The following is a 23328-nucleotide window of genomic DNA, read 5'->3' on the forward strand; positions in this document are numbered from 1 at the left end:
TACTTTCCGGAGGTCGCCATGGGCGTCGAGGCCCAGGACCGGGACGTCACCGCGGCTCGTCTGCTCAAGAGCTCCGCGAAGAACTCCTATGACCCGTACGTCGACATCGACTGGGACGCGCCGCTCGCCGAGGGCAAGGCGTACATGCCGCTGGAGCGCGTCTCGCTCTACGGCACGGACCTCTGGGCGAAGCTGACGCCGGAGCAGCGGATCGAGCTGTCCAAGCACGAGATCGCCAGCATCATGAGCGTCGGCCTGTGGTTCGAGATCGTCCTGATGCAGCTGCTCGCCCGGTACGTCTTCGACCTGGACGCGCGCACCGAGCACGCGCAGTACGCCATGACCGAGATCGGCGACGAGACGCGGCATTCGGTGATGTTCGCCCGCACCGCCGACCGGCTCGGCGTCCCGCGCTACGGCGTCCCGAAGGTCGTCCACCGCGCCGCGAAGGTGTTCGGCGCGACCGCCGCCGGGCCGTCGATGTTCGCCAGCGTGCTGGTCGCCGAGGAGACCACCGACCGGCTGCAGCGGTCGATGATGGACGACGACGGCATCCAGCCGCTGATCCGCTCGGTCAACCGCATCCACGTCGTCGAGGAGGCCCGGCACGTCCGGTTCGCCAAGGAGGAGGTGCTGCGGGAGACGCCGAAGCTGTCGGCGGCGGCCCTGCGGGGGCACCGGATGCGGACCGCGCTCGTCGCCTACGGCGTCATCGACAGCATGGTCGACCCGCGGATCTACCGCAGCGTCGGGATCGACCCGCGGGAGGGCCGCGCCGCCGCGCTCGCGAACCCGCACTTCCACGAGACGCGCCGCTGGATGGCCGCGAAGATCGTGCCGTTCCTCCGCGAGGCGGGGCTGATCGGCGGCCGCTCCGAAGGCATCTGGCGGCGTGCGCACCTGATCTGACGCACTGTTCCTTCCCGGGAGGTTCCGGACTGCGCCACGATCCTCGGGTGACCGAGGACTTCCCGAGCGAACCCGCCCCGGGACACGGCGAGCGGCGGGCGGTGCCGCGACGACCGCTCCTCGCCCGGCCCGCCGTGACCGGGCTGATCGGCCTCGCCGTGAGCGCGTTCCTGGTCGGCGTCCCCTGGCTGGTGCTGAGCCTGCTCGGCGGCGGCCCGAGCGGGCGGTCGCTGACCGCGCCACCCGGTCTCGGCGGGCTCAGCCGGGCCGAGGAGGCGATCGCGAAGCTCCACAAGGTCAAGGGGCAACCCATGATCGCCCGGATCGAGAAAACCGACCGCGAGACGGCCGCCCGGATCTCGGCGGCCTACGGCGGCACCGGCGCGGTTGGTGCAGCAGTACCAGGACGACCGGCTGCGGCGCGCCTTCCCGCTGATCGCCGTGCGCGCGCCCTCGCCGGAGCTGTTCGCGCCGTACGAGGACGTCGAGGCGCTCGGCTGGCCCGGCCGGGCACCGAGCTCGTCCGTGTCGGCGACGTCCAGTGCCTGCTGCACAACGACACGGCCGCCGCCGGCTCGGAGCGGTCGCTCGTCACGAGCTGCCGGCGCAGCGGGCCGGGTCTGCCCGTCACCATCCGGAGGGTGAGCGCGGAGGGCAACCGCGATCCGCGGGAAATCGCGAGCGTCGTCGACCAGGCCTGGGAGACACTGGGCGGGTGATCACGATCCGGCCCGCGCGGGCCGACGACGAAGCCGCGCTCGCGAACCTCGACCAGCGCACCTGGGACTCGCTCGTGTCCCCCGCTCCCCCACCGCCGCCCGGCACGCCGTTCTTCGACGACGGCGCCCCGCCCGAAGACTTCCTCGTCGCCGAGCACGACGGCGTGGTCGCCGGCTACGTCCGGCTGGCCGAGGGGTTCGGCATCCCCGCCCACCGGCACGTGCGGGTGATCGGCGGGCTCGCCGTCGACCCGGACCGGCGCCGGCTCGGCATCGCGCGCCGGCTCGTCGACGCCGCCGTCGCCGAGGCGCGCCGGCGCGGCGCCCGCAAGGTGACGCTGCGCGTGCTGGGTCACAACACCGGCGCCCGCCGCGTCTACGAGCAGTGCGGTTTCGTCGTCGAAGGCGTGCTGCGGGCAGAATTCCGCGTCGACGGCGCGGATATCGACGACGTTCTGATGGCCCAGTCGCTCGCTTGACAGCTTCCCGGCGGCTTTGCCATCCTGGTTGCGGGCCGAGAGGCGCTGCGACGGAATTCTTTTCCGCCACGCTCGGCCCGGGGATCACGAACCAAGGGCGCCTCCTGCGAAGGAGGTGCCTTTTTTGGTGGTACGCAAGGCCTTTCCGCACCTCCCGAGCAGTCCCGAAACCGGCCGCTCGATCCGGAAAGAGTGCGAAAAACCATGAGTGACAAACTGCAGAACCGCAATGGCCTCGACTTCGCCGTCGCCGATCTTTCCCTGGCCGAAGCCGGCCGCACCCAGCTGCGGCTGGCCGAGCACGAAATGCCCGGCTTGATGGCGATCCGCCGCGAATACGCCGACGCGCAGCCGCTGAAGGGGGCGCGCATCGCCGGGTCGCTGCACATGACCGTCCAGACCGCGGTGCTCATCGAAACCCTGGTCGCGCTCGGCGCCGAGGTGCGCTGGGTGTCCTGCAACATCTTCTCCACCCAGGACGAGGCCGCCGCCGCGGTCGTCGTCGGCGCGCGAGGCACCGCCGACGCCCCGGCCGGCACGTCCGTGTTCGCCTGGAAGGGCGAGACGCTCGAAGAGTACTGGTGGTGCACCGACCGGCTCTTCGCCTTCCCCGGCGGCCGCGCGCCGAACATGATCCTCGACGACGGCGGCGACGCCACCCTGCTCGTCCACAAGGGAGTCGAGTTCGAGGCGGCCGGCGCGGTGCCGCAGCCGTCCGAAGAGGACCCCGAGGAGTACCGGATCGTCCTCGACACGCTGCGGGCGAGCCTGGCCGCGGACGGCGACCGGTTCACCCGCATGGCGAAGGAGGTCCGGGGCGTCACCGAGGAGACCACCAACGGCGTCAAGCGGCTCTACAAGCTCGCCAAGGACGGCGAGCTGCTCTTCCCCGCGATGAACGTCAACGACTCGGTGACCAAGTCCAAGTTCGACAACAAGTACGGGATCCGGCACTCCCTTGTGGACGGCCTGAACCGGGCCACCGACGTCATGATCGGCGGCAAGCGCGTGGTCGTCTGCGGCTACGGCGACGTCGGCAAGGGCGCCGTGGAGGCCCTGCGCGGGCAGGGCGCCCGGGTCGCGGTCACCGAGATCGACCCGATCTGCGCGCTGCAGGCGGCGATGGACGGCCTCGACGTCGTCGAACTCGACGACGTGGTGGCCACCGCCGACATCTTCATCACCACCACCGGGAACTTCGGCATCATCTCCGCCGCCCAGATGGGCCGCATGAAGCACAACGCGATCGTGGCGAACGTCGGGCACTTCGACAACGAGATCGACATGGCGGGCCTGGCGAAACTGCCTGGTGTCACGAAGCACGAGATCAAGCCGCAGGTGCACGAGTGGACGTTCCCCGACGGCCACGCGATCCTCGTGCTGTCCGAAGGCCGCCTGATGAACCTGGGCAACGCGACCGGGCACCCGTCGTTCGTGATGTCGAACTCGTTCACCAACCAGGCCATCGCGCAGATCGAGCTGTTCACCAAGCCCGGCGAGTACGCCACGGACGTCCACCGGCTGCCGAAGCACCTCGACGAGAAGGTGGCCCGCCTGCACCTCGACGCCCTCGGTGTGAAACTCACCAAGCTCACGAAGGAGCAGGCGGAATACATCGGCGTCGACGTCGAAGGTCCGTACAAGCTCGATCACTACCGGTACTGATCCAAGGTTGCTCCATTCGCCGTAGTTTGGTTTATCCCGAAACTGGCCATCCTCCGGTCGAGAGCGCATCCGCCCGGACGGCACGGAGCCGGGCCGGGTCTCATGCGAAGGAGTGTGTCAAAGTGATCATTCTCGGTGTAATCCTGTTGGTCATCGGGTTCATCGTGGGCATCCCGGTGCTGTACACCATCGGCATCATCCTCGCGGTGGCCGGCGTGGCACTGGCCATCCTCGGCGGCACCGGCCGCCGGATCGGTGGCCGCGCACACTGGTACTGATCCGTTGACCCGCGAACGGCCTGGTGCCGGCGTCAGCAGCAATGCTCGCCGCGCCAGGCCGTTCGGCCTTCTTTCACCGCCACGAACGCGATCGTGAGCGCGACGACCGGATCGGCCCACCACCAGCCGAAGAGCGCGTTGAGCAGCAACCCCGCCAGCAGCACACCGGAAAGGTACGTGCAGAGCAGGGTCTGCCGCGAATCCGCGACGGCGCTGGCGGAGCCCAGTTCCCGGCCGGTTCGCCGCTGCGCCGCGGAAAGCGCCGGCATCACCCCGAGCGAAACCGCCGCGAGCACGACACCGGTGAGCGAACTTTCCGGTGCCGCCGCGGAGAAGAACGTCCGGACGGACTCCCCCGTCACGTAGACGGCCAGTGCGAAGAACGAGACCGCGATCACCTTCAGGGCCCGCCGTTCGCGGACTTCCGGGTCACGCCCCGAGAACTGCCACGCGACCGCGACGGCCGAAGCCACTTCGATCACCGAATCGAGCCCGAACCCGATCAGCGCGCCGGAAGAGGCCGCTGTCCCGGCGGTCAGGGCGACGACGGCCTCGACGACGTTGTAGGTGATGGTCGCCGCCACGAGCAGCCGGACGCGGCGCACCAGCACCGCCCGGCGGTCCGGGGTCACGGCGGGCGCCGGCGTGCAGCAGCCGTCGGCGCAGGTTTCGGCGACCGGTTCCGGCTTCACCGCGTCACCACCTCTTCACAGTCTTCCCGCGGTTCGACCGCCAGGACGACCTGGACGAGTTCCCGCAACGCCCGGGCCAGGTGGCCGTCGGCGATCTCGTACCGCACCTGACGGCCCTCGTAGCCCGCCACGACGAGCCCGCAGCCGCGCAGGCACGACAGGTGGTTCGAAACGTTCGACCGGCTCAGGCCGAGCTCGGCGGCGAGCCGCCCGGGATAGGCGGGCCCGTCGAGGAGCGCGGTCAGGATCCGGCACCGGGTCGGGTCGGAGAGGGCGCGCCCGATGCGGGCCAGCGCCGCCTCCCGCGTCTCACAGGTCACCATGCGATGAACTGTACATCGTCCGCTGACCTATCCATTCTTGGACACCGCGGAAATTAAAGGGTCCTCCGGCTCCGAGGGGGAGGGAGAGCCGAAGGACCCCGTTAGTGTTAGCACATCGCCAAGCCCGTGTACACAGCTGCATACACGATCGTGTTACGCGTTTGACGCCGTCCTCACGCCGTGAAGGCCTCCCCGCCGGCCGGCGAAGCCCGGCGCGAAGGCCTTCACGGTCCTGGCGGGAGGCTCAGGAAACCTGGTGCAGCAAGGGTTTCCCCGGCGTGGCGGCACAGCCGCAGTCCCCGCCGAGGGCCTGGCAGTCGACGATCAGCCCGTGCCGGACCCGGTCCCCGTCCACACAGGCCGGATCGGTGCACTCGGCGAACCCGCCTTCGGGGTGCACCACCAGCGTTCCGTGGCAGTGATCGATCCCCGCGTCACAAGAGGCGCACTCCATGACCGGCCCGCCTTTCCGCGTTCGTGCCCGGTGTGCTCGCACCTCTTGGTACCACCGCAACGCGGCGAGGCGTGGTACAGGCACGGCGTGTCGGCACAACCACCCGTCCGGGATCGGCGCCGAGCGGGCTCAGGCGGACTTCGGTGCCCGCTTGCGGGCCGCCGGCTTCTTCTTCGGGGCCGGCTTCTCGTCCTCTTCGGACTCCGTCGCCGCGGCCTTCGCCGGTTCGCGGGACTTCTTCGCGGCGTCCACACTGGCCTGCAGCGCCGCCATCAGGTCGACGACGTCGGCCTTGGCGGTGACCGCCGCCGGCTTGGTCGTCTGCTCCCCCGCGACCTTGGCCTCGATCATCTCTTCCAGGGCCTCGCGGTAGTGGTCGCGGTACTTGTCCGACTCGAACACCGGCTCGGCCAGCGAGTCGATCAGCGCCCCGGCCATGGACAGCTCCTGCGGCCGGATCTGCGGCGGGTTGTCGCGCAGGAACGGGAAGTCGGGCTCGCGGACCTCGTCCGGCCACAGCATCGTCGTCATCACCAGCACGTCGGCGTGCACCCGCAGCACCGCCATGCTCTCGCGCTGCCGGACGGCGACCTTCGCGACGGCCACCTGGCTCGACTTGTGCAGCGCGTCCCGCAGCACGATGTACGGCTTCACCGCGTTCTTCTGCGGCTCCAGGTAGTACGTCCGGTCGTACTGGATCGGGTCGATCGACTCCAGCGGCACGAACTCCAGCACGTCGATGGTGCGCTGGCTGGACAGCGGCAGCTCGGCCATCTCGGCGTCGGTGATCACGACCATCTCGCCGTCGGGCAGCTCGTACCCCTTGGCGATCTCGGCGTAGGGCACTTCCTCGCCGTCGATCGTGCAGAACCGCTTGTACTGGATGCGGCCGCCGTCGGCCTCGTGCACCTGGCGGAGGGAGACGTTCTTGTTCTCGGTGGCCGCGTACAGCTGGATCGGGATGCTCACCAGCCCGAACGACACCGAGCCCTTCCACATCGCCCGCATGCCACGCACCTCCGAGGTCGTCTTCACGCTACGTAACTACCGTAGCCCGAATCGTCCTCCGGCGACAGTGCGACGAGCCGTCGATCTAGACCTCTGCCAGGTATTTCTCCCAGAGTGCCGGATCCATGAACCAGTGTTGAAAATCGGTCGGGTCGGTGAATCCGTTCGCGAACCGCCGCGCCACGGCCGGATTCTGCCCCGCGACGCCGAGGATCTGGAGCACGTGCGGTGGCGGCGGGAGGAGCAGCGCGTTGGTCCATTCGGTGACGTGCCGGGCGTACTCCCAGTAGCGCTCGAACGTCGCCGTCATCCACGCCGCGTCGAACGGGCGGTCGCCGTGCGCCACGATCGCGTCCAGGTAGGTCGCCGCGCAGTGGCTGGCGTTGTTCGAGCCCTGGCCGGTGATCGGGTCGTTCGCCACGACGACGTCGGCCATGCCCAGCACGATCGCGCCGCCGGGCAGGGCACCGACCGGCTTGCGCACGACCGGCGGGTAGCCGCCCGCCAGGGTGGCCTTCGCGTCGGTCAGCTCGGCGTCGCGGCAGCGGTCGTACTCCCACGGCACGAACTGCCGCATCAGGTCGAGGATGCGCCTGAAGTGCTCGTCCGGGGCCGGGTGGTCGCCGAAGCAGTCCAGCGGGCCGCCGGGGACGCCTTCGAAGAAGAGGATGTCGCAGTTCCCGCTCAGCGTGTACGCGGGGATCATGAACAGCTCGCCGACGCCGGGGACGATGTTGAACCGCACCCCCACCTTGTCCGGGTGCTCCGGCCGCGGGCGGACGCCGTGGGCGTAGGCGAGCGAGAGCGCGCGCATCGGCTTCGTGTACGGCGACCGCTCGGGCACGCGGTCGAACAGCTGGACCAGCTCGCCCTTGCCGGCCGAGATGATCACCAGGTCGTACAGCTTGGACAGAGCGTCCAGCTCGGACGTCATCACGCCGTGGATGACGAGCTTGCCGCCGCGCTCTTCGAACAGCTCCAGCCAGCCGGCCATCTTGACCCGCTGGTCGACCGACTGCGCCACCTGGTCCAGTTCGGCGAACCAGTCGAGCGCGCGGCCGCCGTCCGGCGCGGCCACCGAGACGCCGAGGCCTTCGACGTTGACGGTGTCGGCTTCCCACAGGTTGATCCCGAGGTCGCGCTCGTGCTGCAGCGCGTCGTGGAACATGCACTGCGTCGACATCACGCGCCCGGCCCGGATCTCGTCCGGCGTCCGCGCGGACATCACGGTGACGTCGTAGTCCTTCGCCAGCAGCCCGAGGGCCAGCTGCAGACCCGACTGCCCGGCGCCCACGATCAGGACTCTGCGCATGGAGTTCTTCTCCTCCGGTTCTTCTCAGGCGTGCGGGGCGCTGCCGGCGAGCTCGCGGCCCGCCGGGCCGGAGAGCACCGCCAGCGACAGCGTGTGGCTGACCAGCTCGGTCAGGGTGGCGATCGTCGACGCGCGGTCGCGGGCGTCGCAGGTGACCAGCGGGACGCTCGGATCGAGGGCGAGGGCGTCCCGCACCTCGTCGAGGTCGTGCACCGGCATGCCCTCGAACTGGTTGACCGCCACGACGAACGGCAGCTCCGAGTCGTTCTCGAAGTAGTTGATCGCCGCGAACGACTCGTCGATCCGGCTGGTGTCCACCAGCACGACCGCGCCGAGCGCGCCGCGGCTCAGGTCGTCCCAGAGGAACCAGAACCGCGCCTGCCCCGGCGTGCCGAACAGGTACAGCAGCAGGTCGGGACGCAGTGTGATCCGGCCGAAGTCCATCGCGACGGTGGTCGTCGACTTGCCGCCGGGCGGGATGTCGTCGACGCCTTCCCCGGCCTCGGTCATCCACGCCTCGTTGCTCATCGGCGGCACTTCCGACACCGCGCCGACGAAGGTGGTCTTGCCGACACCGAAGCCCCCGGCGACGACGATCTTCGCGGAGATCGTCAGCAGATCGCCCTCAGGCGGGGAGCCGCTTGAGCCCATCAAGGATCCTCTCGAGCACGTTGGTGTCGTGGTGGTAGGCGTGCGCCGTGGGGTGGACGAACACCGCGCCCTGGGACGCGAGGTCGCCGATCAGCACCCGCACCACGCCGAGGGGCAGGTCCAGCCCGACCGACAGCTCGGCGATCGAGCACCGCCTCCGGGCGCGTTCGTAGAGCGAGCGCGACTCGGGCATGAGCGTGTCGCTCAGCGCGGGGTCGTACTGGGGCACCGAAACCAGCGTCTCCACCAGCAGCTGGTGGCGGGTGCTGGTGCGGCCGCCGGTGAGCGCGTAGGCGCGGATCCGGCGGCTTCTCCGCGGCAAGGCGGTGTCCTTCTCGGACACGGCGATCACTTCCTCGTGCTGTCCGGGGCTCCGCCCCGAGCCGGGGGTTCCGCCACCCGGACCGCCGAAAGACTCGTCGGGCATCCTCATCACACCCGGGGGCGGCGCGCGGTGAGCACCTGGCGCAGTTCGGCGCGCACCTCGGGGGTGAGCGCGTGGCCGGCGTTGGTGATGAACTGGGTCATCTCGTAGGCGACCACCTTCATGTCGGCCTCGCCCGAGGTCAGCACCGCGAGCCCGGCACCGGAGCCGATACCCATGAACAGGAAGTAGCCGTGGGTGAGCCGGATGATGATCTGCTCGCAGGCGCCCTTCCCGAACAGCGCCGCGCTGTTGCCGGCCAGGGAGAGCAGGCCGCTGGCGATGGCGGCGAGCTGCTCGGCCTCGGCCTCGGCGACCGAGTCCGACGCGGTGAGCGGGAAGCCGTCGACGCTCATGATCAGCGCGTGGCTGACGCCGTGGACCTTCCGGACGAAGTCGTCGAGCAGCCAGGCGAAGTTCGCCGGGGCCGGGTGGGGGGCGCTCACGAGGCGGTTCCTCCGGGCGTCTCGTCCTGCTGGGTCTGGTTCTCGGCGAGCGCGGCCCGCTCACCGTCGGCGAACGCGCCGAGGTCGGCGAGCAGCTGCTCGTGCCCGGCCGGCCCCGCGGCCGGTGGCGGGGGTGGTGGTGGTTCCGGCGCCGCCCCGCGGATGCTGCCGGGCACGCGGCGCGGCAGGCCGTTGGCGGTGGTGCCGCCGGCGGCCCGCTCGACCGGCCGGGGCCGCGGGCTGGGCTTGCGCGGCACCGGCGCGGACTCCTCGCGCGGGAAGGCGCCCGGACGGCGGCGCGGGAGCGCGCCGACGGCGACCGGTTCGCCGTTGGCCGTGGCCTTGACCGGCTCGATGGTGACGGTCCGGGTGCCCGACCACGCGTGCTCGGCGAGCTCGGTGACGATGCCGGTCGGCAGCAGCACGGTGGCCACGGTGCCGTGCGGGCTGCGCCGGTCGAGCCGCACGGTGACGCCGTGGCGGGCGGCGAGGCGGGCGACCACGGCGAGCCCCATGTGCCGCGCCGAGGCGTCGTCGAGGTCGCCACCCGCGGCCAGCCGCGCGTTGAGGCCTTCGACGCGGTCGGCGGGGATGCCGATGCCCTCGTCTTCGATGCGGACGAGGACGCTGCCCTGCTCGGTCAGGTGGGCGCTGACGTTCACCGGCGAGCTCGGGGACGACTGGTTGGCGGCGTTGTCGAACAGCTCGGCCAGCACCCGCCCCAGGTCCTCCGCGGCGAAGCCGACGACGCCGAGGTTCACCACGCGGCCGATGGTGATCCGGGCGTAGTGGTCGATCGAGGACATCGCCTCGCGCATGAGGTCGAGCACCGAGGTCGCCCGGGCGGCGTCGTCCGTGGTGTCCTGGCCGGCCAGGACGCGCAGGTTCTCCGCGTTGCGGCGCAGCCGGGTGGCGAGGTGGTCGAGCTGGTAGAGCTCGGCGAGGCGGTGGTGGTCCTCCTCCCCCGCTTCGAGCTCCTCCAGGCGGGCCAGGAGCTGGTCGACCAGGTTGAGGTCGCGCAGGGCGACGCTGGCGCAGATCTCGGCCAGCACGGCTTCGTCCGCCGGCGCTTCCGGGGCCGCCACGGGCTCCGGCGGCGGCAGTTCCGCGATCGCCGGTCCCGCCGCGGGCGCGTACCCCGGGTGCTTCGGGGGCGCAGTGAGGAACTGCGCGGCGGCGACCCGCGAGCGGTCCAGGAGGACGCGTGATCGATCCAGGATTTCCCGGGCCCGGCTCGCCATGTGGTCCCACTTCTTTCGTGCTCTGGTTCGGACTCGCTGCAGCGTGCGTGCCGACCCCCGGCGGCGACGACCGACATGCAAGCAGAAAGCCTCGGCACGTGTCCACAACCCGTCCCCGTGTGATCGCGCGCTGTGAGCACGGATCCGAAGCGTCGCTCCTGGTGAGCGCAGTGCATTGGGCCATTCGGCTCAATTTTGCAAGTTGCGCGTCGCAACGGAGCGCACACGGATCCCGATATCGCAGCTCGCGGCGGTCCGCACGGCGAAAGGGCAGGTCGTGCCCGATTCGTCCTAAACTTGCGTGGCCCGCACTTTTTTGCGTGGCCCGCAAGTTTTTCGCTACACTCCGTTCATGCCTCCGGACGAACCACCGAAGCTCACCCTGCGGGAGCGCAAGAAGCGCGAAGCCCGCCGGGCGCTCGCGCAGGCCGCGCTGCGGCTCGCCCTGGACCGCGGGCTGGAGAACGTGCGGGTCGAGGACATCGCGACCGAGGTGGGCGTCTCGCCCCGCACATTCAACAACTACTTCTCCAGCAAGGAGCAGGCGGTCTGCTCGATGGTCGTCGACCGCCACGAGGGGATGCGCGAAGCCCTGCTCGCCCGGCCGGAGGGCGAGCCGCTCTGGGAGTCCGTGAAGCAGGCGGTGATCGAGCAATATTCGCGTGAGGGCGAGCCGGATCGCGAGTATGTTGCCCGCATCCGGGAGCTGATGGGCCAGCTCATGCTGCGCGGCGAGTTCCTCAACGCGCACGCCGCGGTCGAGCGCGTCCTCGCCGAGACGATCGCGAAGCGGGCGGGCGGGGCGGACCACCTGCTCTGCCGGCTGATGGCGTCGTCGGTGGAAAGCGCTGTCCGGGTCGCCTTCGTCAACTGGTTCATGACCGAGGGCGAGCCGTTCCTGCCGACCCTGGAACGGCTGCTGGACGAACTCGCCGCCGGGATGCCCACCCTGACCGGTGGCACCGCACCGAAACCCGAACCGAACACCACCACCGCACTGGGGGAACCGTTGTGCTAGTCAAGCTCCTGCGCAGCCACCTGCGCCCGTACCGGGGCACCTTGTGGGTGATCGTGCTGCTGCAGCTCGTGCAGACGATCGCCATGCTCTACCTGCCGACGCTGAACGCCGACATCGTCGACAACGGCCTCATCAAGGGCGACATGCCCTACATCCTGCGGGTCGGCGCCGTGATGCTCGCGGTGACGCTCGCGCAGATCGTGGGCTCGGTCGGCGCGGTCTACTACGGCGCCCGCACGGCGATGGCCATCGGGCGCGACATCCGCGCCGGCGTCTTCCACCGGGTGCAGGACTTCTCGGCCCGCGAGGTCGGCCAGTTCGGCACGCCGTCGCTGATCACCCGCACCACCAACGACGTCCAGCAGGTCCAGATGCTGGTGCTGATGACGCTGACGCTGATGGTGTCGGCGCCGATCATGTGCGTCGGCGGCATCATCCTGGCGCTGAACCTCGACGTGCCGCTGTCGTCCCTGCTGCTGGTGATCGTGCCGGTGCTGGCGGTCGCGGTCGGCGTGATCATCGCCAAGATGCGCCCCGCCTTCCGCCTGATGCAGGAGCGGATCGACCGGATCAACCAGATCCTGCGCGAGCAGATCATGGGCATCCGCGTCATCCGCGCGTTCGTCCGCGACAAGCACGAACGGGAACGCTTCGACGTCGCCAACGACCAGCTGCTCACCGTGTCGCTGCGGGTCGGGCGGCTGATGGCGCTGATGTTCCCGATCGTGATGCTGGTGATGAACGCCTCGAGCGTCGCCGTGCTGTGGTTCGGCGGGCAGCGCATCGACTCCGGCAGCATGCAGATCGGCGCCATGACGGCGTTCCTGTCCTACCTGCTGCAGATCCTGACCGCGGTCATGATGGCCACCTTCATGTTCATGATGGTGCCGCGCGCGGAGGTCAGCGCCGAGCGGATCAGCGAGGTGCTGGACACCGAGTCGAGCGTCCGCCCGCCGGTGTCGCCGGTCCGGCCCGGCGCGGTGCACGGGCACCTGGAGCTCTCCGGCGTCGAGTTCCGCTACCCCGGCGCGGAACAGCCGGTGCTGCAGGACATTTCGCTGATCGGGCGGCCCGGCGAGACCACCGCGGTGATCGGCAGCACCGGCACCGGGAAGACGACGCTGCTCAACCTGATCCCGCGGCTGATGGACGCCACCCGCGGCACGGTGAAGGTCGACGGCGTCGACGTCCGCGACATCGACCCGGCGGTGCTCGCCCGCGCGGTCGGGCTGGTGCCGCAGAAGCCGTACCTGTTCGCCGGCACGGTGGCGAGCAACCTGCGGTACGGCAACCCGGACGCCACCGACGAAGAACTCTGGCACGCGCTGGAAGTGGCGCAGGGCAAGGACTTCGTCGAGGCGATGGCCGAGGGTCTCGACGCGCCGATCGCCCAGGGCGGCACGAACGTCTCGGGCGGCCAGCGCCAGCGGCTCGCGATCGCGCGGATGCTGGTGCACAAGCCGGAGATCTACCTGTTCGACGACTCGTTCTCGGCGCTCGACTACGCGACCGACGCGGCCCTGCGCCGCGCGCTGGTGCCGGAGACGGCGGACGCGACGGTGGTCATCGTCGCCCAGCGGGTCAGCACCATCCGCAACGCCGACCGCATCATCGTGCTCGACGAAGGCCGCGTCGTCGGCACGGGCACCCACCACGAGCTCATGGACGGCAACGAAACCTACCGGGAGATCGTGCTGTCCCAGCTCACCGAACAGGAGGCGGCGTGAGTACCACGGAGACGCCCAAGGCCGCCGTCACCGACGCCGGCGAACGGCCGACGGCCGAGCGGCACCGGAACACCGGGGCCGCGACCTCGGGGCCCGGCAGGTGGATGGCCGGCGGCGCACCGCCGGAAAAGGCCCTCGACTTCAAGGGTTCGCTGAAGCGGCTGCTGCGCCTGCTGCGGCCGCAGCGGGCCGCGCTGATCGGCGTCCTCGTGCTCGGGGCGGCGAGCGTCACGCTGACGGTGATCGGGCCGAAGATCCTCGGCCAGGCCACCGACGCCATCCTCGCCGGCGTGCTCGGCAAGCAGGTGCCGCCGGGGGTCACCAAGGAACAGGTCGTCGCCGGGTTGCGCGCCCGGGGCGACGGCACGCTCGCCGACATCTACAGCCGGGTCGACCTCGTGCCGGGCGTCGGCATCGACTTCGACAAGGTCGGGCAGATCCTGCTGACCGTGCTGGCCCTGTTCGTCATCTCGTCGTTCTTCGGGCTGATCCAGGCCCGGCTGACGACGACGCTGGTGCAGCAGGCCGTGTACCGGCTGCGCCAGGACGTCGAGGACAAGTTCGCGCGGCTGCCGCTGAAGTACTTCGACCGCCAGCCGCGCGGTGAGGTGCTCAGCCGGGTCACCAACGACATCGACAACCTGGCGCAGTCGCTGCAGCAGACGCTGTCGCAGATCGTCTCGTCGCTGCTGACCGTGGTCGGCGTGCTGATCATGATGCTGCTGATCTCGCCGCTGCTGGCGCTGATCGCGCTGCTGACCGTGCCGCTTTCGGCGGTCGTGGCGGCGAAGATCGGGAAGCGGGCGCAGCCGAACTTCATCAAGCAGTGGTCGACGACCGGGAAGCTCAACGCGCACGTCGAAGAGATGTACACCGGGCACTCGCTGGTCAAGGTGTTCGGCCGCCGCGACGAGTCCGCGGTGATCTTCGACAAGCAGAACGAAACGCTGTACCAGGCGAGCTTCCGCGCGCAGTTCATCTCCGGGATGATCCAGCCGGCGATGATGTTCATCGGCAACCTGAGCTACGTCCTGGTGGCCGTGATCGGCGCGCTGCGCGTCGCGTCGGGCAGCCTCACCCTCGGCGAGGTGCAGGCGTTCATCCAGTACTCACGCCAGTTCAGCCAGCCGGTGACGCAGATCGCCAGCATGGCGAACCTGCTGCAGTCCGGCGTCGCCTCGGCCGAGCGGGTGTTCGCGCTCCTCGACGCCGAGGAGCAGGGGCCGGAGCCGGCCGACCCGGAGCGCCCGTCCCCGGTGCGCGGCCGCGTCGAGTTCCAGGACGTCTCCTTCCGCTACCTGCCGGAGAAGCCGCTGATCGACAACCTGTCGCTGACCGTCGAACCCGGCCAGACGGTCGCGATCGTCGGCCCGACCGGAGCGGGGAAGACGACGCTGGTCAACCTGCTCATGCGGTTCTACGAGCTCGACAGCGGGCGGATCACGCTCGACGGCGTCGACATCGCGAAGATGAACCGCGAGGAGCTGCGCGACCAGACCGGCATGGTGCTGCAGGACGCGTGGCTGTTCGGCGGCACGATCGCGGAGAACATCGCCTACGGCGCGGACAACCCGAGCCGTGAGGAGATCGTCGAGGCGGCTAAGGCGACGCACGTCGACCGCTTCGTCCGCACGCTGCCCGACGGCTACGAGACCGTGCTCGACGACGAGGGCGGCACGGTCAGCGCCGGGGAGAAGCAGCTGATCACGGTGGCGCGGGCGTTCCTGGCCAGGCCGGTCATCCTCATCCTGGACGAGGCGACCAGCTCGGTCGACACCCGCACCGAGGTGCTCATCCAGCGGGCGATGAACTCGCTGCGCAGCGGGCGGACCAGCTTCGTCATCGCCCACCGGCTCTCCACGATCCGCGACGCCGACGTCATCCTCGTGATGGAGCAGGGCCGGATCGTCGAGCAGGGCGACCACGAAACGCTGCTGCACAGCGGCGGCGCCTACGCGCGGCTCTACGCGGCGCAGTTCGCCGAAGCCATGGCGGAAACGGACTGACGGCCCCGGGTCCCCGGCCTCGCGCCGGGGACCCGGATCCGCAGCGCACGACGGGAGTTCCGGCCCGCCGCGGCGGCCGGTAACCTGGTGGCTCTGGAGAGCGAAGTGGGGGTGCCGGTCCCGCGATGGCCGACCGACTCGACGAATACCGGCGCAAGCGTGACCGTTCGCGGACACCCGAGCCGTGGCCGGACGGGCCGCCCGAACCCGGGAACGACAACCTGTTCGTCATCCAGGAGCACCACGCGACCCGGCTGCACTGGGACTTCCGGCTCGAGCGCGACGGCGTGCTGGTGTCGTGGGCGGTGCCGAAGGGCCTGCCGCGCTCCCCCGGCGTCACCCGGCTCGCGGTGCACACCGAAGACCACCCGATGGACTACCTCGGTTTCGAGGGCGAGATCCCGGCCGGCGAGTACGGCGGCGGGTGGATGGCGGTCTGGGACACCGGCCGCTACGAGACGCTGCACTGGAACGACCACAAGGTGGAGGTCGTCTTCCACGGCGCGCGGGCGCGCGGCAAGTACCTGTTCCAGAACAAGCACAACCCGGACGACCCGGGCGACTGGACGTTCCGCCGGCTCGACCCGGCCGAGGACGGCCACGAGGACTCCCCCGAGTTCCTCGAGCCGATGGCCGCGGTCCCGGGCGAGCTGCCCCCGCCGGCCGAGGACCACGACTGGGCCTACGAATTCGCGTGGGGTGGCGCCCGCACGATGCTGTGCGTGTCCGGCGGCCGCATCACCGCGCACGACGACACCGGCGCCGACGTCACCGGCCGGTACCCGGAGCTGCACAAGCTCGGCGAGACCCTGGGCTCGACGGAAGTGCTGCTGGACGGCGAGATGGTGGTCGTCCGCGAAGGCCGCCCGGACGCGAAGGGCCTCGGCGAGCGCAGCCGCGCGGACGGGAACGACGCGAAGCGGATGATGAAGCACTGCCCCGCGTTCTTCTTCGCGTACGACCTGCTGCACTACGAAGGCCGCCCGGCGGTGGACCTCCCGTACGTCGAGCGGCGGGACATGCTGACCGACCTCGGGTTGTCCGGCGGCAACTGGCAGGTGCCCCAGTACTTCCGGGGCAACGGCGAAGCGGTCCTGGCCGCGGCGCGCGAGCACGGCCTCGGCGGTGTCTACGCGAAACGCGCCGACAGTGCCTACCACCCGGGCAAGGCGGACGGGGACTGGCTCCACATCGAAACGTGACGGCGGCCGCCCCGGGAGGAATCCCGGGGCGGCCGCTGTCGACGTGCCTCAGTGCGCCGAAGGCGTCCGCTGCTCCGGAACCACCTGCAGCTTGCCGCCACCCGGCTTCCGCAGCAGCGCGACGGCCAGCACCAGCCCCACCGCCGCGAAGATCACACAGGCGACGAAGCCCTGCGTGAAGCCGTCCATCACCGCGCCCGGGTCGGTCGCCGCCTGCGCCATGTGGGACGCGATCACCGTCGAGACGATCCCCACGCCGATCGCGCCGCCGACCTGGAAGGCCGCCGTGTTGAAGCCGGACGCGATGCCCGCGTCCTTCTTCGCGATGCCGCCGAGCGCCGCCGCAGCCAGCGCGACCGGGCCGCCGCCGAGCCCGAACCCGAACAGGACCAGGCCCGGGAAGACGTGACCCCAGTAGCTCGCCTCCGGCGTGATCCCGGTCAGCAGCAGGCAGCCGACGCCGAGCAGCAGGACGCCGGTGACGGCGACCGGCCGGATGCCGACCCTGGTCAGCAGCGCGGAGGCGAGGTAGGCGCCGATCACCGCGGCGATCGGCATCGCCGACTGGCTGAGCCCGAACTCCAGCGCGGTGTAGTGCAGCACGCCCAGCGAATACTGGGAGATCGTCACCGACATGCCGAACGCCAGCATCGCCGCGATCCCGGTGACCAGGTTGCCGCCGACGAGGGCGCGGGAGCGGAACAGCCGCAGCGGTACCAGCGGCGCCGCCGAGCGCTTCTCGATCACGATCGTCAGCGCGACGAGCACGACGAACACCGCGGCGAAGCCGATGGTGTGGAAGCTGACCCAGCCCTTGGTGGGCGCCTCGACCAGGATGTAGACCAGCAGGCCGAGCGCGGCGGTGCTGACCACGGCACCGGCGAGGTCGAACGTCCGCTGCTTGCCCGCGTCCTTGCTCTCCCGCAGCAGCACCGGGCTCAGCAGCAGCATCAGCAGCGCGACCGGGACGTTCACGAAGAAGATCGACTGCCAGCCCAGCCAGTCGATGAGCGTGCCGCCGAGCAGCAGGCCGACGGTGGCGCCGATGGAGGCGATCCCGGACCACGCGGCGAACGCCTTGTTGCGCTCACGGCCTTCGGGGAACGTGTTGGTCAGGATGGACAGCGCGGTCGGCGCCATCAGCGCGGCGGAAACGCCGTGCAGCGCACGGGCCACCAGCAGGACCTCGCCGTTCCAGGCCAGCCCGGACAGCAGGGACACCAGCAGGAACAGGGCGGTGCCGACGATGAACACCTTCCGCCTGCCGAGCAGGTCGGCCGCGCGGCCGCCGAGCAGGAGCAGCCCGCCGAAGGTCAGCAGGTTGGCCGAGAGGGCCCACTGCGCCTGGACCGGCGACAGGTGCAGGTCCGCCGAGATCGACGGGAGCCCCATGATCACGATCTGGGCGTCGAGGATCACCATGAAGTTGGCCGTGCAGAGCAGGATCAGGGCTTTCCAGCGGCGCGGGTCCAGACCCTGCGCCACCGAGGTGGGGGCGGCTTGAGCGAGGTTCACGGCTCTCTCCTTCGAGCGGAGACGGCGTTTCTCCGCGGTCCGTAGGTCTGCGTCGACCGTACGGAGAAGGAGGGCCCCCACCTTCCTCCCGATTGCACAGGGATTTCTTCCCGCCTGCGGTTCCCGCCGATCCCGGAACTGCCCGCGAGCACGCGGACACGCGCAGCTCAACCCGCGGATACCGGCCGCATCCGGCTACAGCTTCTTCAGCTGCTCCATCGCCTTCGCGGGGGAGGCCGCGTGCTCGGCCATGCCGGCCCACGGATCCTCCTTGCGCGCCAGGCGTTCCTTGATCCGCTTCGGCGTCCAGCCGTCCGGCTCCGCCTTGCCCAGCTCGTGCCAGTCCAGGGGCGTAGCCACCCCCGCGGACGGCCGCGCGCGCAGGGAGTACGGCGCCACGAACGTCGAGGTGTAGCCGTTGCGCAGGACGTCGAGGTACACGCGGCCGCCGCGCTGGTTCTTCCGCACCGCCGTGGTCAGCCGGTCGGGGTCGAGCCGGGCCAGCACCTCGGCGGCCGCCTTGGCCAGGTCGCGGACCTCGTCGTAGTTCTGGCTCGGCTCCAGCGGCGCGACGACGTGGAACCCGCGCCCGCCGGTGGCCTGCAGGTACGCGGTGAGGCCGGCGGCGGTGTAGACGTCGCGGACCATGCGCGCGATGTCCCGCAGGTCGGCGACGGTGGTGCCCTCGGGCGGATCGATGTCGATCAGCACCATGTCCGGGTGCTCCAGGTCGTCCACTGTGGACGACCAGATGTGGTACTCGATCGCGGCCTGGTTGGCCAGGTACACCAGCGTCGCGGCGTCGTCGCAGAGCACGTGCCGGACGTCGCTCGTGGTCCGCTGCGGGATCGCTTCGACGCGGATCCACGACGGCAGCTTCGGGCTGGCTTCCTTCTGGTACCACGTCTGGCCGGCGATGCCGTTCGGGTAGCGGCGCAGGGTCAGCGGCCGGCCGCGCAGGTGCGGCACCATCACCTCGGCGACGGTGCGGTAGTGCCCCACGACGTCACCCTTGGTCAGCCCGGCTTCGGGGTAGTAGATCTTGTCCGGGTTGGACGTCGCGATCTCGTCGGGCTCCACCGGGGGCCTCCCTCGCCGGGCGGCGGCGGGCCCGTCCACCCGCGCGCACTCCACCGCGCAGCGTGCCCGGCCGGAGCCGGGCACGTCCACTCGGAGCGTGCTCAGTCCTTGCGGGCGAGCACCGCGATCCCGGCCACGACGACCACCACCCCGGCCACCACGTTGCCGACGAGCGCGGCCGTCGACGGCGGCGTGTCCCAGGCGTAGCGGAGCAGCCACGGCGAAACCGCCGCCCACGCGCCGAGGACCGGGATGACCCAGCCGAGCGGGCGCACGCGCCGGGTGGCGGCGCGGGCGATGGCCAGCGCGACCAGGACCAGGCCGACCACGGTGTTGGTGAGCGCCAGCACGGCCGCGCCGCCGAAGCCGGCGATCCAGGGTGCCAGGACGAGGTAGAGACCGGCCAGCAGGACGAGCCCGGCCGCCGCGCCGGTCGCCGGTCCGGCGGCGCGGGTCCGCTGTCGCCCGGCCGAAGTGCTGTGGGTGGACATCTCCTCACCTCCACGCGGAGAGGTACCCGGTCGTCGCACCGGGTAACCGGGGCCTGCCCGCAGCCCTCGGAACGGGCAGGTCCCCGGCCCCGCGCGTCAGCAGCCGCAGGTGTAGTACGTGATGTCCCAGTGGTTGCCCTCGTCGCAGTAGAGGTTGCCGGAGGCGGCCTTCCACTGCGGGTAGCCGTCGCCGCGCAGGCCGGCGTAGCCGAAGCTGTTCTTGATGTAGCCGTCGATGCAGCTGTTGTGCGAGATGTCCACCTTGTAGCCGTTCCAGTGGCTGTAGGTGCCGGACGCGTGCCCGGTCTCGGTGCCGCCGGTGATGTTGATGGCGCAGCCGCTGGCCCGCTTGAGCGTGATGACCCCCCTCACCGTGCTCTGGTTGATCTGCTCGTAGGACGTGCAGGTCGAGTTGTAGCGGTCGGTGCAGCCCCCGCTGGACGAGTGCGTCACCCCGGCCGCGGACAGCTGCGACGCGGCCTGCGCCTGGGTCAGCTTGGTGACCTCCACACCCGCCGACGCGGTGCCGATGGTCGCGAACACCGCCGTCGCGGCCGAAGCGGTCAGCCCCACCGCCACCCGCGCCAGCATCCGTTGTCCCGGCATGACTTGCCTCCTCGCTCCGACGATCGATCAGCGGCAGCCAAATCGGGACGGCCATAACTTCGCCAAACACCGGCGTCGCGGGTAGGGGTCCGGACGGCGTCAGGTCCTGATCTTCGCCAAGACTTCACGAGTGCGGTCCCGTGCCGGGGACGCACTGGTGACGGCGTTGAGTTCGCTCAATGCCCGCAGCTCCCACAGCGGGAACCCCAGCTCCCGGAACAGGTCGGCCGACGTCCGCAGGACCCGTGCCGCCTCGGGTCCGGCGCCGTCGGCCGCCTGCGTCCGGCCCAGGCTGAGCAGGGCGTACCCGGCGCCGCGGCGGTCGCGCAGCTCCCGGAACACGCCCATCGCGGCCCGCAGGTGCCGCCGCGCGGCCACCGGGTCGCCCGCGCGGCGGCGGGCCTCGGCCAGGCTGCGGTGGGTGTAGGCGGCGGCGTGCCGGTGGCCGATCCGCTCGAACAGGTCGAGCGAGCGCGTCAGGCAGCGTTCCCCGTCGGCGAGCTCGCCGGCCTCGGTGTGCAGGTCGCCGAGGCTGCGCAGGACGTGCGCCTCCCAGTGCCGCTCCCGCGTGCGGACGGCCCCGCCGAGCGCGCCGGTCAGCAGGTCGGCCGCCTGGTCGCAGCCGCCGTGGCGGCGCAGGACGTCGGCGTAGCGCTTCGCGGCCTGGTCGTGCCAGCGGCCGTCGTCGCCTTCGCGGGCGAGCAGCATGCTCACCTCGAAGCTCTCGACGGCGCGCCGCACGTCGCCGACGTCTTCGGCGAGCGAACCCAGCTGCGCCGCCGCGGCCGCCTGCCCACGGCGGTCCCCGCAGCCGCGCAGCAGGTCGAGGGCTTCCCGCAGTTCGGCCTCGGCGGCACGCGGATCACCGCCGTCGAGGTGGACGTCGGCGAGGGCGGCCAGCACCGCGCCCGTCCCCCGCGGGTCGCCGAGCCGCCGGAAGCGCTGTTCGGCCATGACGAAGTAGGTGCGCGCCTGCCGTGCGCGGCCGTGCTGCCAGTGCACCGAACCGAGGTTGTACAGCTTCCCGGCCTCCGCGCGCGGGTCCTGGCGGCGGCGGGCCGCGGCCAGGCCGAGCACCGAAACGACCCGGGCGGAGTGGCCGAGCCACGGCGTCCCCGCCAGCGCCGTGCAGGCGTCGGCGAGCCGCTCGGTGAGTTCGTGCCGGCCGTGCGCGCTCGCCAGCCGGACGGCGGCGGCGAGGTGGCCGGTCTCCGCCGCGGGATCGTCCGCGACCCGGCGCAGCACCGCCGGCTCCGGTTTCGGCGAGCCGGCCGCCGGCCGGCGAAGGGCGTGCTCGGCGAGCACGAGGGTGGCTTCGCAGGCGCGGCGCAGCGCGGCCCGGTCGGTCTCCGCCGCGGGGCTCTCGGCCAGCACGAGCCCCACGAACGGGCGCACCGCCCACCGGCCGGGCCCGGCCGGGTCGAGCAGGTGGGCGCCGGCGAGGGCGTCGAGCCGGTCGCGGGCCTCCGCCAGGGGCCGGTCCAGCAGGGCCGCGGCGCACCAGTCCGGGACCGGGCCGCCGAAGGCGGCGAGCCGCCGCAGCAGGGCCACCTCCGACGCGGACCGTTCCCGCAGCGCCGACGTCACGGCGGCCCGGACGCCGAGGTCGCCCGTCGTCAGCTCGTCGAGCCGGCGGCGGTCGCCGTCGAGCCGGGCGGCGAGTTCGGCGACGGTCAGGTTCGGCCGCGCGGCGAGCTTCACCCCGGCGATCCGGACGGCGAGCGCGAGGCCGGCACAGTGGCCGAGAAGCCGGTGCGCGGCTTCGGGTTCCGCGCGCAGCCGCGGCTCCCCCGCGATCGCCGCGAGCAGGTCGTAGGCGTCCTCAGTGGACAGTCCGGTGACGGGGATCGCGCGTGCCCCGCACAGGCCGGGCAGCTCCCGGCGGGCGGTGACGAGCGTGGCGCAGCCGGGTCCGCTGGGCAGCACCGCCCGCACCTGGGCCTCCGACGCCGCGTCTTCGAGCAGCACCAGCAGCCGCCGGTCGGCGGTGTAGCCGCGCCAGAGCCCGGCCAGGCCGGTCCTGTCGGCCAGTTCCGCGGGGGTCGCGCCGAGCCGGCGCAGGAACCCGGTCAGCACGGCCGCCGGGTCGGCCGGCGTCCCGTCCGGGCCGCGCAGCGAGGCGGTCAGCTGGCCGTCGGGGAACCGGCGCCGGGCGCGCCACGCGGCCTGGACGGCCAGCGCGGACTTCCCGGCGCCGGCGGCCCCGTGCAGCACGACCGGGGCCGGGCCGCGCAACGCCCGCCCGGCGTCGGCGAGCTCGGCCGCGCGGCCGGTGAAGTCGGGCACCGCGGGCGGGAGCTGGGCGGGCGGCCCCGGCGTCGTCCACTCGGTCCCGGCGATCCGGCGGTACACCGCGACGAGGTCCGCGCCCGGCCACACGCCCGCCTCTTCCCACAGGGCCCGCCGCGTCCGGCGGAGCACCTCCAGGGCCGACTCGCGGCGGCCGACGGCGCCGAGCGCGGCCGCGAGCCGGGCGGCGAACCGCTCGTCGGCGGGGCGGGCGGCGACGACCGGGTCGAGCCGCTCGACCACCGACCGGCCGTCGCCGTCGGCGAGCTCCAGCTCGACCAGCTGCAGCAGCGCCGCCGACCGCCGGTCCTCCAGCCACAGCTTGTGCGCCTCCAGCAGCGGCCCGCCCACGACGTCGGCGAAGGCGTCCCCGCGCCAGCACGCCAAGGCCCGTTCGAGGGCGCGGCGGCGCTGGGCGCGGTCGTCGGCGCCGGCGGCCAGCAGCGTCAGGAAGTCGTCCGCGTCCAGCTCTCCCGGTTCGACGGCCAGCGCGTAGCCCCGCGGGCCGGACCGCAGGCGCTGCCCGGCCTCGGCGGCCCCGAGGCCGGGCGACAGCGTCTTGCGCAGCTTCGACACGGTGACCTGCACGATCGCCGCGGCGCTCGACGGCGCGCCGTCCGGCCACAGTTCGTCGACCAGGGTGTCGCGGCCGACGAACTGGCCGGCCCGCGCGAGGAGGACGGCGAGCAGCCGCCGCGGCTGGGCCGCCGACGGCAGTGCGACGGTGGCCGTCAACGGGCCGAGGACCTGGAACCGCACGGCTACACCCCACCCGCGAGATCGCCTGATCGAG

Annotated in this window: 23 protein-coding genes and 1 riboswitch; of the genes, 9 read left to right on the forward strand and 14 right to left on the reverse strand. The window is 71.6% G+C overall.

All coding sequences use genetic code 11. From position 1 onward, the window contains the following. The first annotated feature begins 18 nt into the window (after positions 1-18). The 5 genes from ACH54P_RS07375 (at position 19) to ACH54P_RS07395 (ending at position 4050) form a co-directional block, all read left to right on the forward strand. Positions 19-909, forward strand: a complete 891-nt coding sequence (locus tag ACH54P_RS07375; protein WP_489911584.1) for an AurF N-oxygenase family protein — start codon at positions 19-21, stop codon at positions 907-909. Positions 910-956: 47 nt separating this feature from the next. Further along, complete coding sequence (locus ACH54P_RS07380) at positions 957-1628, forward strand: hypothetical protein (RefSeq protein WP_489911585.1); 672 nt, start codon at positions 957-959, stop codon at positions 1626-1628. Beyond that, positions 1625-2107 (forward strand): GNAT family N-acetyltransferase, encoded by a 483-nt coding sequence (locus ACH54P_RS07385; RefSeq protein WP_489911586.1) that lies wholly within the window; start codon positions 1625-1627, stop codon positions 2105-2107. The genes ACH54P_RS07380 and ACH54P_RS07385 overlap by 4 nt, the downstream gene beginning before the upstream one ends. A gap of 31 nt (positions 2108-2138) precedes the next feature. Continuing rightward, positions 2139-2217: riboswitch (S-adenosyl-L-homocysteine riboswitch) on the forward strand. Positions 2218-2311: 94 nt separating this feature from the next. Then, positions 2312-3772: an adenosylhomocysteinase gene (gene ahcY, locus ACH54P_RS07390; RefSeq protein ID WP_489911587.1), complete on the forward strand. Its 1461-nt coding sequence runs from the start codon at positions 2312-2314 to the stop codon at positions 3770-3772. A gap of 122 nt (positions 3773-3894) precedes the next feature. After that, a complete protein-coding gene (locus ACH54P_RS07395; RefSeq protein WP_004559113.1) occupies positions 3895-4050 on the forward strand; it encodes a hypothetical protein in 156 nt (51 codons plus the stop codon). A 32-nt stretch (positions 4051-4082) separates the two neighbouring features. Here the strand turns inward: ACH54P_RS07395 and ACH54P_RS07400 are convergent, their stop codons facing one another. The 9 genes from ACH54P_RS07400 to ACH54P_RS07440 all read right to left on the reverse strand — a co-directional run bounded on the left by ACH54P_RS07400 (position 4083) and on the right by ACH54P_RS07440 (position 10601). Continuing rightward, on the reverse strand, positions 4083-4742 hold the full coding sequence (locus tag ACH54P_RS07400; RefSeq protein WP_489911588.1) for a cation efflux transmembrane domain-containing protein: 660 nt from the start codon (positions 4740-4742) through the stop codon (positions 4083-4085). Beyond that, positions 4739-5065 (reverse strand): Cd(II)/Pb(II)-sensing metalloregulatory transcriptional regulator CmtR, encoded by a 327-nt coding sequence (gene cmtR / locus ACH54P_RS07405; protein ID WP_489911589.1) that lies wholly within the window; start codon positions 5063-5065, stop codon positions 4739-4741. Before cmtR ends, ACH54P_RS07400 begins: the two co-directional genes overlap by 4 nt. Before the next feature lie 244 nt (positions 5066-5309). Continuing rightward, positions 5310-5468 (reverse strand): hypothetical protein, encoded by a 159-nt coding sequence (locus ACH54P_RS07410; protein ID WP_489911590.1) that lies wholly within the window; start codon positions 5466-5468, stop codon positions 5310-5312. 180 nt (positions 5469-5648) lie between these two features. Continuing rightward, the gene (gene ku, locus ACH54P_RS07415; protein ID WP_489911591.1) at positions 5649-6527 is read right to left on the reverse strand and encodes a non-homologous end joining protein Ku; all 879 of its coding nucleotides are present in this window, start codon (positions 6525-6527) and stop codon (positions 5649-5651) included. An 85-nt stretch (positions 6528-6612) separates the two neighbouring features. Beyond that, entirely contained in the window at positions 6613-7839 is a 1227-nt protein-coding gene (locus ACH54P_RS07420) for a styrene monooxygenase/indole monooxygenase family protein (RefSeq protein ID WP_489911592.1), read from the reverse strand. Between the two features lie 24 nt (positions 7840-7863). Continuing rightward, positions 7864-8490 (reverse strand): GTP-binding protein, encoded by a 627-nt coding sequence (locus tag ACH54P_RS07425; protein WP_489911593.1) that lies wholly within the window; start codon positions 8488-8490, stop codon positions 7864-7866. Beyond that, a complete protein-coding gene (locus ACH54P_RS07430; protein WP_489911594.1) occupies positions 8465-8833 on the reverse strand; it encodes a DUF742 domain-containing protein in 369 nt (122 codons plus the stop codon). Before ACH54P_RS07430 ends, ACH54P_RS07425 begins: the two co-directional genes overlap by 26 nt. Positions 8834-8922: 89 nt before the next feature. Further along, positions 8923-9360 carry a roadblock/LC7 domain-containing protein gene (locus tag ACH54P_RS07435; protein ID WP_395929731.1) on the reverse strand — a complete coding sequence of 146 codons (438 nt, stop codon included), beginning with the start codon at positions 9358-9360 and terminating at the stop codon, positions 8923-8925. Then, positions 9357-10601 (reverse strand): sensor histidine kinase, encoded by a 1245-nt coding sequence (locus tag ACH54P_RS07440; protein WP_489911595.1) that lies wholly within the window; start codon positions 10599-10601, stop codon positions 9357-9359. The genes ACH54P_RS07435 and ACH54P_RS07440 overlap by 4 nt, the downstream gene beginning before the upstream one ends. Before the next feature lie 352 nt (positions 10602-10953). Between ACH54P_RS07440 and ACH54P_RS07445 the strand changes: the two genes are divergently transcribed. The 4 genes from ACH54P_RS07445 to ACH54P_RS07460 all read left to right on the forward strand — a co-directional run bounded on the left by ACH54P_RS07445 (position 10954) and on the right by ACH54P_RS07460 (position 16554). Then, a complete protein-coding gene (locus tag ACH54P_RS07445) occupies positions 10954-11619 on the forward strand; it encodes a TetR/AcrR family transcriptional regulator (RefSeq protein WP_489911596.1) in 666 nt (221 codons plus the stop codon). After that, positions 11613-13346: an ABC transporter ATP-binding protein gene (locus ACH54P_RS07450; protein WP_489911597.1), complete on the forward strand. Its 1734-nt coding sequence runs from the start codon at positions 11613-11615 to the stop codon at positions 13344-13346. The genes ACH54P_RS07445 and ACH54P_RS07450 overlap by 7 nt, the downstream gene beginning before the upstream one ends. Beyond that, positions 13343-15352, forward strand: a complete 2010-nt coding sequence (locus ACH54P_RS07455; protein WP_489911598.1) for an ABC transporter ATP-binding protein — start codon at positions 13343-13345, stop codon at positions 15350-15352. Before ACH54P_RS07450 ends, ACH54P_RS07455 begins: the two co-directional genes overlap by 4 nt. A gap of 125 nt (positions 15353-15477) precedes the next feature. Next, positions 15478-16554, forward strand: coding sequence for a DNA polymerase ligase N-terminal domain-containing protein (locus ACH54P_RS07460; RefSeq protein ID WP_489911599.1), 1077 nt, complete (start codon positions 15478-15480; stop codon positions 16552-16554). A 48-nt stretch (positions 16555-16602) separates the two neighbouring features. Here ACH54P_RS07460 and ACH54P_RS07465 read toward each other — a convergent pair whose 3' ends face one another. From ACH54P_RS07465 to ACH54P_RS07485, 5 genes are all read right to left on the reverse strand, one after another. Next, positions 16603-18069, reverse strand: coding sequence for an MFS transporter (locus ACH54P_RS07465; RefSeq protein WP_489911600.1), 1467 nt, complete (start codon positions 18067-18069; stop codon positions 16603-16605). Between the two features lie 195 nt (positions 18070-18264). Then, positions 18265-19149: a non-homologous end-joining DNA ligase gene (gene ligD, locus ACH54P_RS07470; protein ID WP_489911601.1), complete on the reverse strand. Its 885-nt coding sequence runs from the start codon at positions 19147-19149 to the stop codon at positions 18265-18267. A 101-nt stretch (positions 19150-19250) separates the two neighbouring features. After that, complete coding sequence (locus tag ACH54P_RS07475) at positions 19251-19640, reverse strand: SPW repeat protein (protein ID WP_489911602.1); 390 nt, start codon at positions 19638-19640, stop codon at positions 19251-19253. Positions 19641-19736: 96 nt separating this feature from the next. After that, complete coding sequence (locus tag ACH54P_RS07480) at positions 19737-20246, reverse strand: hypothetical protein (RefSeq protein ID WP_489911603.1); 510 nt, start codon at positions 20244-20246, stop codon at positions 19737-19739. A gap of 99 nt (positions 20247-20345) precedes the next feature. Beyond that, positions 20346-23294: an AfsR/SARP family transcriptional regulator gene (locus ACH54P_RS07485; protein WP_489911604.1), complete on the reverse strand. Its 2949-nt coding sequence runs from the start codon at positions 23292-23294 to the stop codon at positions 20346-20348. Positions 23295-23328 lie beyond the last annotated feature (34 nt).

Source organism: Amycolatopsis sp. N2S4-7, assembly GCF_058119595.1.

Excerpts from the sequence above, each read along its gene's own strand:
- ACH54P_RS07375 (WP_489911584.1), top strand. The coding sequence starts at position 19 with ATGGGCGTCGAGGCCCAGGACCGGGACGTCACCGCGGCTCGTCTGCTC.
- ahcY (WP_489911587.1), top strand. The coding sequence starts at position 2,312 with ATGAGTGACAAACTGCAGAACCGCAATGGCCTCGACTTCGCCGTCGCC.
- cmtR (WP_489911589.1), bottom strand. The coding sequence starts at position 5,065 with ATGGTGACCTGTGAGACGCGGGAGGCGGCGCTGGCCCGCATCGGGCGC.
- ku (WP_489911591.1), bottom strand. The coding sequence starts at position 6,527 with ATGCGGGCGATGTGGAAGGGCTCGGTGTCGTTCGGGCTGGTGAGCATC.
- ACH54P_RS07420 (WP_489911592.1), bottom strand. The coding sequence starts at position 7,839 with ATGCGCAGAGTCCTGATCGTGGGCGCCGGGCAGTCGGGTCTGCAGCTG.
- ACH54P_RS07425 (WP_489911593.1), bottom strand. The coding sequence starts at position 8,490 with ATGGGCTCAAGCGGCTCCCCGCCTGAGGGCGATCTGCTGACGATCTCC.
- ACH54P_RS07440 (WP_489911595.1), bottom strand. The coding sequence starts at position 10,601 with ATGGCGAGCCGGGCCCGGGAAATCCTGGATCGATCACGCGTCCTCCTG.
- ACH54P_RS07445 (WP_489911596.1), top strand. The coding sequence starts at position 10,954 with ATGCCTCCGGACGAACCACCGAAGCTCACCCTGCGGGAGCGCAAGAAG.
- ACH54P_RS07460 (WP_489911599.1), top strand. The coding sequence starts at position 15,478 with ATGGCCGACCGACTCGACGAATACCGGCGCAAGCGTGACCGTTCGCGG.
- ACH54P_RS07475 (WP_489911602.1), bottom strand. The coding sequence starts at position 19,640 with ATGTCCACCCACAGCACTTCGGCCGGGCGACAGCGGACCCGCGCCGCC.
- ACH54P_RS07480 (WP_489911603.1), bottom strand. The coding sequence starts at position 20,246 with ATGCCGGGACAACGGATGCTGGCGCGGGTGGCGGTGGGGCTGACCGCT.